The organism is Francisella sp. Scap27 (genome assembly GCF_013394105.1).
GTDB classification, from domain to species: domain Bacteria; phylum Pseudomonadota; class Gammaproteobacteria; order Francisellales; family Francisellaceae; genus Francisella; species Francisella adeliensis.
On record NZ_CP041326.1, the window covers coordinates 1,444,382 to 1,457,167 of the forward strand.

Sequence of the window (12,786 nt, forward strand, 5' to 3'; positions counted from 1 at the left end):
ATGTTAGAGTTATTTGATAAGGTTTTAAGCTCTAATTTTATATTAGGAACCTCACAGTATCCTTCTTTAGAATGTATGATTGCTTCAATAGAAGCTGCACAGGTAGAAATGGTCACGGTATCTTTAAAACGTTCGATACATCCAACTTTTCATAAAAATAATTTTTGGGAAGCTTTAAAAAAAACTAAATGCCATATTTTACCAAATACTGCCGGTTGTAAGACAGCTGCTGAAGCGATACAAATGGCTGAAATGGCAAGAGAAATATTTGAGACAGATTTTATCAAAGTTGAAGTTATCGGAGATGACTATAACCTTCAGCCGAACGTCATAGAGCTAGTTAAGGCTTGTGAGCAATTGATTTTACGAGGCTTTAAAGTCTTGCCTTATACTACTGATGATCTTTCAGTGGCAACTTATCTAGTGGAATTGGGATGCGAGGTACTTATGCCTTGGGGTGCGCCCATAGGTAGTGGCAAAGGTGTTATCAATCCATACGCTTTAAACGTCTTAAGAGAAAGATTTCCTCAAATAAAGCTTATAGTTGATGCAGGTTTAGGTGTACCTTCTGATGCTGCCCAAGTTATGGAAATGGGGTATGACGGTGTGTTATTAAATAGTGCGGTAGCTCAGGCTGGAGATCCAGTCAAAATGGCAAAAGCTTTTTCTCAAGCTATAGATGCTGGTAAAAAAGCTTATGAAGCTCAAAGAATGCCTGAAAGAAGCTTAAGCTCTCCTTCCACTAATTTGCTTGAAACTCCATTTTGGCAGGTTTAGGGAATTTAGTTTATAAATATTTTTGACTATCAAAATAAGGAATATAATAAGTATGCAAGATGTTTTATTGACTATTGCAGGTTCAGATAGTTGCAGTGGAGCTGGAATACAAAGAGATACCCAAGTTTGTTGTAATCTAGGTGTCCATGCTTTAAATGTGATAACTGCTATAACTGCCCAAAATGCTCATAAAGTGTATGAAGTAGAGAGTGTTTCAGATAATATGTTTGCTGCCCAATTAAGTGCTTTAAAAGATGACTTTAATATTAAAGTTATTAAAAGTGGTATGTTAGCTACAGTGGGACAAGTTTTAGAACTTGCTAAGTTACTTAAGCATCGTAGAGATATTGTATATATATGTGATCCTGTTATGGTAGCAACCTCAGGTGATATGTTGATGTGTACTGAAGTGCTGGATGCTATTAAAAAAGAGTTACTATTGAGGGTCGATATCTTTACACCTAATCTACAAGAAGCCCAAATGTTATTATCTTTAAAAATAACTAAAACGATAACTTTGTCACAGATGTTAAATATGGCAAAAAAAATCAGTGAACTTTATGGTATTGAAAATGTTCTTTTGAAAGGTGGACATAATGAAGGTAATAAAGCAGTAGACTGTTATTTTAACTATAAACGTAACCAAGTATTGTGGTTAAGTGTAAATAGGTTTTTAAACAATTCTGATACTCATGGTAGTGGTTGCACGTTATCTGCAGCTATGGGTGCATTTTTAGTAAAAGGTTATGATACTAATAATAGTATTGTACTAGCTAAAGCATATATTAGTTCAGCAATTAAACATGCCGAAAAGTTAAGTAAGAAAGGTTCATTATTTTTGAGAAATTCAGGTTTCCTAGCTGATAGTAATGCTTTTCCCAAGACATATCTGAATTTGAGGGATTTGAGCTTTAAGAAGATCAATAAAATAGGTCTATACCCTGTTGTTGATAGTAGTGATTGGGTGCTTTTTTTGGCTAAGCAGGGTATTAAAACTGTTCAGTTAAGAATTAAAAATATGCCTCAAGAAGATGTTAGAAATGAAGTAATACAAGCTATTGAGTATCAAAATCAATATAACCTCCAACTGTTTATAAATGATCATTATAATTTAGCAATTGAATATGGAGCTTTTGGTGTGCATCTTGGACATGAGGATATTGTGAAAATACATGAGTGTGGTAGTGATGTGTTAGATCAAATTGCTAGTGAAAATATTGCTTTAGGGTTAAGTACGCACGATTATTATGAACTTTCTATAGCTTCTAGCTTAAACCCTAGTTATATTGCTTTAGGACCAATATTCCCAACTAAAACTAAAAAGATGAAATTTTCAGCTCAAGGTATTAATAGAATTAATGAGTGGCAAAAACTAGTGAATTTACCCTTAGTAGCAATTGGTGGTATAAAAGAGTCTCATATAACTGAGATAGCTCGCACTGGAGTTAATGGAATTGCAGTTGTTTCACTGATTACATTAGCAGATAACCCTGTAACTGTGATCAATAATATAAAAATTCTTATGAATTAAGGTTTAGCATAATGAGTGATTTGTCCAAATTATCAGCTAGTGAGATTAGACGTTATAGTAAACAAACTTCTCTTGAAAGTTTTGGCATTAGTGCTCAGCAAAAGTTAAAAGATACTGCAGTTTTATTGATTGGAGTAGGTGGGGTTGGTTCGCCAGCAGCACTTTTTTTAACTAGTATGGGTGTTGGTAAGCTTGGAATTGTTGATAATGATGATATTGAGTTATCCAACTTGCCTAGGCAAATATTGTATCATACAGATAATGTAGGACAGTCTAAAGTTACTGTAGCGTACCAGAGATTACGAGAGCTTAATGATAATGTAGTCGTTGAGGCTTTTAATAAAAAAATAACTTCTTTAAATGAAAAAGAATTTAGTATTAGCTCATATGATTATATATTAGATGGAAGTGATAATTTCGAAACTAAGTTTTTATTAAATAAGCTGTCTTTACAATATAAAGTACCTTTGTTAAGCGTAAGTGTACTAGAAGCATCTTACCAAGTTGGATTATTTAACTTAGATAACAAATCACCATGTTTATCATGTGTTTATCCTGGTATAAGAGCAGCAGATTTAATTTCTTGCTCTAATACTGGAGTCTTAGGGTACCTTCCTTCACAATCATCGTTGACAGCGATAAATTTATTGATAAATAATATTTTGAATAAAAATAATAATTCTGAGCTAGTTTGTTATGATGCTAATAAAATTAGCTTGAATAAATATGTTCTTGTTAAAGATAGTCACTGTCAAATATGTAGTAAAAATGCATGAGTCATCCTGTAAAGTTTGGTAAGCGAATAGATGTCATTAAGGAGTCTATAAACAGAGCTATTCTTAAATAAGTGCCAGGGTAAACAAATACTATTTATTTAGTTGAAAGGCAGTAAAGTATACTTTTAGTATCAAGGATAATTAAATTATATGCTCTTTCATTATTTTTTTGATAAACCAGGTATAGTCAGATTTATAATCTAATATTTTTTGGTAAAAGCAGGTTCATTGGTAGGCAAATTACAAGTATAGCAACTATAACTGCTAATGCTTTATGGTAGCTACCTATAGAGTATGTATGAGGGCCTATTTGGGTTCCTAGATTAATTAGTAAATAACCAATTCCAGGTAGTAATATTACAGGTATGATGTTGTTTATCATATTTAGACCGGCTGTTGATGCCCCGGATGTACCTGGTGGTGATATTGCTCTACCAACGGTGAATGTAATGGCTTCTGTACCAGACATTAGGCCAAGTAAGAAATACAAAATAATAAACAAATCTTGGCTAATAGGTATATATATCAAGACTATACTTATAATAATCATACTGATTAAGCTTATAGTGAATAATAGCCTATATCTTGTAGTAAAAGCACTTATAATCGCAGCTGCCCCAAAGCCTATAGCAGTACCGACAAAAAGGATGCTGTTTATATAGGCAGCGTTAGTTTCTGAAAGACCAAATTTAGTTTGTATAAGTCCAACACCCCATAGCGAGCCTAAAACATTTATAGGTAAGAAAAGGGCACTGCCGATAAATGCTGCCGCCCAAAATTTTGAGTTTGTAAACATTTTAAATGTTGTGTGAAGACTATCAACAAGCTTTGGCGCACTGTTTTTCTTATGGTATTCAATAAATTTTTCATTATCTTTAACAACTAGTAAAATTAAAATAATGATTCCTACACCAATATATGTGAAAAGCCCATTACCTTCACGCCAACCAAGATGCCCTACGAGATATGAAAGAACAGTGTCTGTAAATAACCCCCCAAGAATTCCTATCATTGTTGTGAAACTCATAAAACTAGCAAAAAACCTTTTAGGGAGCCACATAGCTGCCATTTTTGCAGCACCGATAAATCCAAAAGCTGAACCTACACCCATAAGCACTCTTCCAAGCACAGAAACCCAGTAATGATCTGTTGCGGAGAATAAAAAGTTACCACAGACACAAAGAAGAGTAGCGATAGAAATTACCCACTTTCGATTATATTTATCAAGAAAAATGCCAGCGGGTATTTGCATCACCGTATAAGATATAAAATACGCTGAAGATAACCATCCTATTTGAGCGTGATCTATTTTAAACGTTTTCATTAGTCCATCAGACATTACACCTGGAGCAGCACGGATAAAGAAATCATAACTATAATTTAGAGTAACAACTAAGCATATAGTCCAGGCAAGGATTATTAAGCTTTTTTTGTTTGGTAGGTAAGACTGGTCAGGCATCTTGGTATCGTTTAAAGTAATAGTGTGATTAATCTATAAGCTACAGGAGGTAATGTCAAGGAAAGTCATTTAGGAACTATTAATCAACCTTGCTTTAAATATAGAATGTATTGGGTAGAAAAGAGAAGTTGTTAGGTTAATTCATCAATAGCTTTTTGTTGCTTTTTATCTAAAGCAACAGCTTTAGATTTGTCTTCGGCAAGATACATATAAACAACTGGCAGTACAAATAATGAGAATATAGCACCAATAACCAATCCACTTGAGATAACTACACCAATACAGTTTCTGCTTACAGCACCAGCACCTGATGATGTTACTAGTGGAATAACACCCACTACCATCGCTGAAACTGTCATAAGAATAGGTCTTAGCCTTTGAGATGATGATTTGACAATTGCATCGTACTTATTTAAACCTTCATGTGATTGTAAATGGTTAGCAAACTCCACAACCATGATACCTTGCTTGGATATTAGACCAATGAGGGTTACAAGCCCCAGCTGAGTATAGATATTTAATGATGCCCAACTTGCACCCATATATTGTCCTAGGTATAAAGGAATCAATGCTCCACATATAGCCATAGGAATTGTAACTAAAATCACCAATGAATCTCTAAAGCTTTCAAACTGTGCTGATAGCGCTAAGAAAATCAAGACTATTGCAAAAGCAAAGGCAATCATCATTGTATTACCATTTTCAACAGTTTGACGCGCAGAGCCTGAGAAGTTATATGAAAAACCTTCTGTAAGTTCATTTTGAGCTAGGTTTTTAACATAGTCAATTGCCTGACCCTGACTGAATCCAGGAGCCATAACTGCAGATATTGTTGCAGAGTTTAGCTGTTGGAAAGTATTTAGTGTGAGTGGCTGCCCTTCAGTTTTAAAGTTAACTAAAGCAGATAAAGGTAGCTCAGAATTAAACAAATCACCAACAAGGTCTTTTGATGTCATTTGATTACCTTGTCCATCAGAGCGGATAAATATATTTCCTAGTTGCTCTTGAGTAAGCATCTCATTACGCGCTAATTGAGGAATTACTTGGAAACTATACCCTTTTAAGAAGAAGAAATTTATATAACCACCAGCATAAGAGTATTGTAGTGTTTTAGCTATATCTGCCATAGTTATACCTAAAATACCTGCTTTTTCTCTATCTATGTCAATATCAACAACTGGGTTGTCAAACTTAAGATCACTTTGAGCGAAAACAAACATACCACTGCTCATCATTTTATCTATCAGCTTATTTGTGGTTTCGTTGATAGCTTCATAGTCATTAACACTTTGAATAACAAGAGACATTGGTGCACCACGAGGTATCCCAGGAAGAGAAGGTGTTTCATAAGTATATGTTTGAATACCTGGTAAATCTGTAACTTTAGCTTGAAGCAGTTTTGCAGCTTTAGCTTGAGAGATTTTTCTATCATCCCAAGACTTCATTATAAACCCACCAAAAATAACATTCGAACCCATTACTCCGTTTAGAATAAATGTACTTTGTTTGCCTGGTATCGTATCAAGAGTGCTAGCAAGAGGTTTTCCAAAAGTTTCAAGATAATTAATGTTTGCTGAAGACGGTGCTTGTCCCATTACACCCAAGAAACCTTGGTCTTCGTTTGGAGCAAGCTCAGACTTTACACCCATACCCATTATAAAGCAGCTTATTAGAACTATGAGACCCATAACTGCAATAGCTGGTTTTATCTCAAGTACAAACTTAAGTAAAGCTGTATATTTTGCTGTTAGAGCGGTAAAAAGTTTGTCAATAAAGTGAACAAGTTTAGTGTTCATCATTTGTTTGTTGAGTGTTTTGGAGCACATCATTGGAGATAGTGTATACGCTACAATACCTGAAATGACAACAGCGCCGGCTAATGAGTAAGCAAACTCGGTGAAGAGCTGTCCAGTGAAGCCACCCATCATTCCGATAGGAGCATATACAACAACTAGTGTTAGTGTCATTAAGATTACAGGATTAGCAATCTCTCTAGCCCCTTTAATTGATGCGGCAAAAGGCTCCATGCCCTCCTCAATGTGCCGGTAAATGTTTTCAAGTACAACAATAGCATCGTCTACAACGAGACCAATTGCCAAGATCATTGACAGAAGTGTTAGAAGGTTTATTGAGAATCCCATGATCTTCATAAAGAAGAATGAGCCAATTATAGATAAAGGTATTGCAATAATGGGAACTACGATTGCTCTTAGAGATCCTAAGAATAAAAACATTACAATTGAAACAATAATAATAGCTTCAGCTAGCGTGTGAATAACCTCTTCAATAGAGCTTTCTATATATAGGGTCTGGTTATAAGCGATATTGACATCCAAGCCATTAGGTAATGAAGCTTTAATGCCTGGTAGCTCACTTATTAAACGAGCTACCACAGTCAGAGGGTTATCCTCCGGAGATACGACAGCTCCGGCAAGCACGGCATTTTTACCATCAAAGATTACTGATGAATCATAATCCTGAGCACCTAGCTCAACTTTTGCTATATCTTTTAGTCGAATTACTTGGCTTTCAGATTTTTTAACAATTAAATTTTCATACTCTTGTGCCGTTGACATGCTTGTGCCTGGATTAAGAGTGTAGTTTAGGTAAGGACCTTGAATCTGACCACCAGCAGCTATCAAACTGTTAGACCCTATAGCTGTAGCTAATTCGCTTGGTGTAATAGCATATTCGGCCATTTTTTGTTTGTTAGGGTAAACTCGCATAGCGTAGGGTTTATTACCCCACACATCAATAGATGATAGACCACCTTTAGCTAAAAGCTTTGGAGTTAGTTCAGAGTTAATATATGCTGATATTTCAGAGGTGTTCATTGATTTACTAGTAAATGCTAGTATTAATGATGGGAAGTTATCTGCAGGATTCATTCTTATTGAAGGAGAGTAAGCATCTGCAGGTAGCTGATTTAGTACGGCATTTACATTTTGGACAACCTCAGATAAAACATCGTTTGTATTATAGCCAAGCTTTACAAATACTGTGATAGTACTTGCTCCTAAGGCAGAAGAAGAAGTCATGTAGTCAATACCCTTGGACGAGCCAACAGATGATTCTATGGGTCTTGTGACAAATGCTTGGATTGTAGCTGGGTTAGCACCTGGATATGTTGTAGTTACTGTGATTGTAGCACTATCAATATATGGGTATTGTCTAATTTGTAGACCAAAAAATGATCCAACCCCAACAACTATAATCATAAAACTTATTGATAGAGCTAGAACGGGTCTTCTAATGAATATATCAATTAACTTCATTATTGAGGTCCTTGCGTATATATGTTGTTATCAATTTTTACACTATTATTAACGACCGCATTCATGCCTTTATGAACCTTGTTTTGGCCAGAAGTAACTATTGTTAAACCCTCTTTAAGCCCCTTTACAAGAGCTAGATTATTTCTTGTTTCTAAAACATCTACATTTTCTTCGCCAACTTTATAAAGAGTTTTGTCTGTATTTACAGTTTTCATACTGCCAGATTCTGTTGAAGTGTAAGAAGCTTTTTTAGGCTTACCATCCTCCATTTCAGGGGTTAGAGTATATACAGATTGACCATACAAGCTATATGAGATGGCATTTCTAGGTATTACAATAGAATTTTTAACATCAGGTAAGCTTACATGTACTGTTAAAAACATTCCTGGAACTATTACACGATCAGGGTTTTTATAAGTAGCCTGAACAGTTATTGATCTGTTTGAGCTGTTGATGAAAGAGTTAATTGCAGTAATTTTTGCAGTAAATTCTTTGTTTGGCATAGAATCAGAGAAGAAATCTATATTCTGTCCGACTTCTATTTGACTAACTTTATTTTGCGGTACGGCAAATGTTATGAAAATAGGATCAAGCATTGTTAAAGTTGCAGCACTATCACCATTATTGAAATACTCGCCTAAACTAATGTTTCGAATACCTATCTTACCATCAAAAGGAGCTCTGACTTCTTTAAAGCCTATTTGTGATTCGATGTTTTGCACTTGTGCAAGAGCTGATAGATATTCTGAGTTTGCTTTATCTGCAGATTCTTTTGATGTTGCTCTTTGTCCTGCAAGTTTGTTATAACGATCATTTGTTAGTTTAGCAAGTTTTAACTTTGATAGGGCTTCTTCAAGGTTTGCTTTTAGTTGGCTAGTGTCTAGCTTAAATAGTAAATCACCTTTTTTTACTATCTGTCCACCTTTAAAGTGTATTTCACTAACGATACCACCAGATTGAGAAGATATTTCTGTAGACTGAATTGATTGAGCTTCACCAATTGTGTTTATGGTTTGTTTCCAGTCTGTTTTTACTACCTCTGATGATGTTACCGCTACAGGTTGAGGTACATAAGAAGCCATACCATGTGAAATCATTGATTGTATAAATTGAGCAAAACCAAAAATACATCCAAACAAAGCAAGCGTCGCGACTATAACGGCAATAGAAGCAAAATTCTTGTTTTTGAATTTAGGGAGTTGTTTTTTTACAAATTTAGTTTGAAAAATAAAGTACACAATAGCTATTGAAATACCTAGTTTACCAAGTGCAAACCATGCAACTGCAATAGTAATAACTATGAATATTAGATAGTTTTTTTTATTTGAGTGTATCTTGTCATTTAGGCTTGTAAGTTGTTTTTTGATTTTTTCTAAGTTCATAAGATTTACTTCTTTTTTAGGATGTTAACAAAAAGTGCTGATGTATTTATAAGCAACATAAATATAAAGAACACTAAACTATAAATAGCAAGGCTCACACCTTTTACTTCTTCTGAGATGGATGTACAACTCTGTACGGAGCCAGTTATACTTTTAGTAGCCTGTATTAAAAATGGACTGCTAATATCACATGACGCTATAGTTCCATGAATAGGGATTGCCTGAAAATACTGAATATAAACCTGATCACCGGCAATATAAATACCATAAAGGATTGCTAGTATAACAAAAGTCTTGACTACTATATGAAAGCTAGATGGACTTTTTTTTATAACTCCTAGTATGCTAAGAAAAAGAATTATAATTACACAGAATTGTTGTAGTAAGCACATAGGACATGGTTTCCAGCCTAAAAATGCGATGGTAAATATTATTACTGCTATTGCACCAACACAGACTAGTATGTTTATTGGTAGTATTAAGCTAGCTAATTTTTTCATTTGTTATTGGTATATACTGCATAAGAGTTTTCCCCATTGTATCATACTTTTATATACTTGTTTATAGTATCTGTTTGCAGTTTTTCTATGGTTGTTTTTAGTTGATTTGCTGGGGTTGATTTAGCAAGCGGGCTTAAATCGAAGCTTAATATTTCATCTATAGAGTTTTTTAGGGTAGCTAATTTCATTAGGTGATTACTCTCAATGGGAGATTTTTGTATGATTTTAATTGCTGATATATAAAGCTGTTGGTTACGCAGAATATTTGCAGATTTTATTAGCTGTAGTATTTGTGGTGTTGGTATATTAGTTGTTATTATTTGGTATATGCTTGCGCTAGCTAATAACAATTTATACTGATTTTTGGTTAGATTAAGTTCGTCTCTTATGTTTTTAAGATTCTCTATAGGAAAGTTATAGAATGTAAAAGCTGTTTTTTCATCTGTTGAGAGATTTTTATAGTCATCATTTTGGAAAAAAATACAGCTATGTAATAAATCGATATTTTTATATATGTAAGGAAAGACAGCTGGTAGAACTTTTAATCCTGTTAGGCACTTAAAGAATATAGTAGGATCTTTCAATGATTTTATAAATTCTAAGTGAAGTCGTTCTTTAGTGAGATGGTTTAATTCATTAGATGAAAGCATTTTGCTTACAAGCTCTATGGTCTCAGGAGCTATAGTGAAATGAAAATCAGATAACTGAGCTTTAAACCTAGCAAGGCGGATAACTCTTAAAGGATCTTCTTTGAATGCAAGTGAGGTGTGGCGAAGTATACGGTTTTCAATGTCTTGTTGGCCATTGAATGGATCAATGATATCACCATCGATAGTTTTAGCGATTGAATTGAGTGTTAAGTCACGCCTTTCTAAGTCTTGTTTTAGAGTTATGCTTGGGTCAGAGCTGATTTTAAAGCCATGGTAGCCACGAGAAACTTTTTTTTCGGTCCGAGCTAGAGCATATTCTTCTTTAGTTTTTGGGTTTATAAAAACAGGAAAACTAGAAAAAATTGGTTTATAACCAAGCTTTAGCATGTCATCATCAGTTGCACCAACTACAACCCAATCTCTGTCTTTAGGTTTTAGATCTAAAAGTTCATCTCTAACAGCACCACCAACTAAGTAAATCTGCATTAGTTAAAAAGTTTTTTTAAGATATTAAGCCTTTCTTTATGTTATCAGAAAAAAGTGTATAATTGCTAACCATGTGACTATAAAATCAGATTTATTGAAAAGGGTCTTCTTACTGAAAATATGGCAAATTTAATTGATAAAATTGATATGAAAGATAGTGGTTCTAATAACCTTAGTGGGCAAATGACTAATCATGAAAAGGTTAGTTCTTTATATAAAAGATTACTTTCTCAGGTAAAACATTTATGGCACTTTTTGGCTTTAGCTGCTGTTGGTAGTATATTTTTCTCAGCAGCAGATGCTTCGATGATATACCTTATAAACCCTATACTTAATTATGGTTTTGGTTCAAGTGGTGACATAACTAAGCAAAGTGCAAGTATACTGATGTTGATGGGCGTTGGTATGGTTGGCTTGCTTACACTTAGGGCTGTTGGATCATTTTTATCTCAATACTTCATTGGTTCACTTGGTCAGAAAGTTGTTTACAAGTTCAGAAAAGATATTTACAAAAGATTTATGGATCTACCGTCAAGTTTTTTTGACAAGCATTCATCTGGACAAATTATTTCTAGGCTTCTATATAATGTTGATCAAGTTACAGAGGCAACTTCTACAGCAATAATTACAGTTGTGCAGGATGGTACATTTGTGATTGGTTTGATAGTTGTGATGGTAGTGTCTAGCTGGCAATTATCATTACTTCTAATTCTAATAGGACCATTGTTAGGTGTTTTTATAACATTAATAAACAAAAAATTTAGATCTTTAAGTAGAAATACACAATCTTCTATGGGTAATGTAACTCATACGGCTGAAGAGACTCTTAGAAACTATAAGGAAATAAGAGTTTTTGGAGCACAGCGTAAACAAGGTGAGAGATTTCATAAAAGCTTAGATTATACATATTCTCAGCAAATTAGAACAATAGCACTAGATGCTTTAACTTCTCCAATTATCCAAATAATAGCATCTTTAGTTTTAGCTTTGTCACTTTTTACAATAGCTATTTTCGGCACGAATGAAGGTGGTGGATCATCATGGCTTACAGCAGGTTCTTTTGCATCATTTTTTGCAGCAGCAGCGGCTATTTTAAAGCCGATTAAAAACCTAACTAAAGTAAATGTTGTTATCCAAAAGGCTGTAGCAGCCACTGAAGATATTTTTTATATATTAGACTACCCTGCAGAAAAAGAAACTGGTAGAAAAGAGCTTCATAATGTGAAAGGAAATATCAGAATTAAAAATGTAGATTTTTCTTTTGGAAACCAAAAAGTGTTGGATGATGTGTCTGTAGATATCAAGGCAGGACAAACAGTTGCTTTCGTTGGTAAGTCGGGAAGTGGTAAAACTACGCTTACGAGTGTTTTATCAAGGTTTTATACTCAAAGCAAAGGACAAATTACCCTTGATGGAGAAGATACGCGAGAGTTATCGCTAGCAAATCTTCGTTCACATTTGTCGATGGTTTCTCAAAATGTACATTTATTTGATGATACTGTTTATAACAATGTATCTTTTGGTTTAGATCGTGATGTAACAGAAGCAGAAATAGTAGATGCTTTGAAAAGAGCTAATGCTTATGAGTTTGTAAAAGATTTACCAGAAGGTATGCATACAGGTATTGGTAATAATGGTTCTAAATTATCTGGTGGTCAAAGACAAAGAATCTCTATTGCTAGAGCATTACTTAAAAATGCTCCGGTGCTGATATTTGATGAAGCTACAAGTGCGTTAGATAATGAGTCTGAAAAAGTAGTTCAGCAAGCGCTAGAGAACTTAACAACCTCGCGCACAACTTTAGTAGTAGCACATAGACTAACTACAGTTGAAAAAGCTGATAAAATTGTGGTTATGGATGCTGGTCGTATTATTGAAAGTGGTACTCATGCTGAGCTTTTAGAAAAAGGTGGTGCTTACTACAGACTTTATCAGTCTGGTTTAGATTAG

At 34.3% G+C, this 12,786-nt stretch carries 9 protein-coding genes; 4 read left to right on the top strand and 5 right to left on the bottom strand.

Annotated elements, in window-relative coordinates:
- From FLM55_RS06955 to FLM55_RS06965, 3 genes are read left to right on the top strand one after another with little or no spacing between them, the layout of a single operon-like run.
- Positions 1–777, top strand: coding sequence for a thiazole synthase (locus FLM55_RS06955; protein WP_178948619.1), 777 nt, complete (start codon positions 1–3; stop codon positions 775–777).
- A 52-nt stretch (positions 778–829) separates the two neighbouring features.
- Positions 830–2,308 carry a bifunctional hydroxymethylpyrimidine kinase/phosphomethylpyrimidine kinase gene (thiD, locus tag FLM55_RS06960; RefSeq protein WP_178948620.1) on the top strand — a complete coding sequence of 493 codons (1,479 nt, stop codon included), beginning with the start codon at positions 830–832 and terminating at the stop codon, positions 2,306–2,308.
- Positions 2,309–2,319: 11 nt separating this feature from the next.
- On the top strand, positions 2,320–3,084 hold the full coding sequence (locus FLM55_RS06965; RefSeq protein WP_178948621.1) for a HesA/MoeB/ThiF family protein: 765 nt from the start codon (positions 2,320–2,322) through the stop codon (positions 3,082–3,084).
- A 193-nt stretch (positions 3,085–3,277) separates the two neighbouring features.
- Here FLM55_RS06965 and FLM55_RS06970 read toward each other — a convergent pair whose 3' ends face one another.
- The 5 genes from FLM55_RS06970 to FLM55_RS06990 all read right to left on the bottom strand — a co-directional run bounded on the left by FLM55_RS06970 (position 3,278) and on the right by FLM55_RS06990 (position 10,836).
- Positions 3,278–4,543, bottom strand: coding sequence for an MFS transporter (locus tag FLM55_RS06970; protein ID WP_178948622.1), 1,266 nt, complete (start codon positions 4,541–4,543; stop codon positions 3,278–3,280).
- Positions 4,544–4,674: 131 nt separating this feature from the next.
- Positions 4,675–7,818 carry an efflux RND transporter permease subunit gene (locus tag FLM55_RS06975; protein ID WP_178948623.1) on the bottom strand — a complete coding sequence of 1,048 codons (3,144 nt, stop codon included), beginning with the start codon at positions 7,816–7,818 and terminating at the stop codon, positions 4,675–4,677.
- Positions 7,818–9,200: an efflux RND transporter periplasmic adaptor subunit gene (locus FLM55_RS06980; RefSeq protein WP_178948624.1), complete on the bottom strand. Its 1,383-nt coding sequence runs from the start codon at positions 9,198–9,200 to the stop codon at positions 7,818–7,820. Before FLM55_RS06980 ends, FLM55_RS06975 begins: the two co-directional genes overlap by 1 nt.
- 5 nt (positions 9,201–9,205) lie before the next feature.
- Positions 9,206–9,700: a disulfide bond formation protein B gene (locus tag FLM55_RS06985; protein ID WP_178948625.1), complete on the bottom strand. Its 495-nt coding sequence runs from the start codon at positions 9,698–9,700 to the stop codon at positions 9,206–9,208.
- Between the two features lie 41 nt (positions 9,701–9,741).
- Entirely contained in the window at positions 9,742–10,836 is a 1,095-nt protein-coding gene (locus FLM55_RS06990) for a tRNA CCA-pyrophosphorylase (RefSeq protein ID WP_178948626.1), read from the bottom strand.
- Between the two features lie 120 nt (positions 10,837–10,956).
- Between FLM55_RS06990 and msbA the strand changes: the two genes are divergently transcribed.
- Positions 10,957–12,786: a lipid A export permease/ATP-binding protein MsbA gene (gene msbA, locus FLM55_RS06995; protein ID WP_178948627.1), complete on the top strand. Its 1,830-nt coding sequence runs from the start codon at positions 10,957–10,959 to the stop codon at positions 12,784–12,786.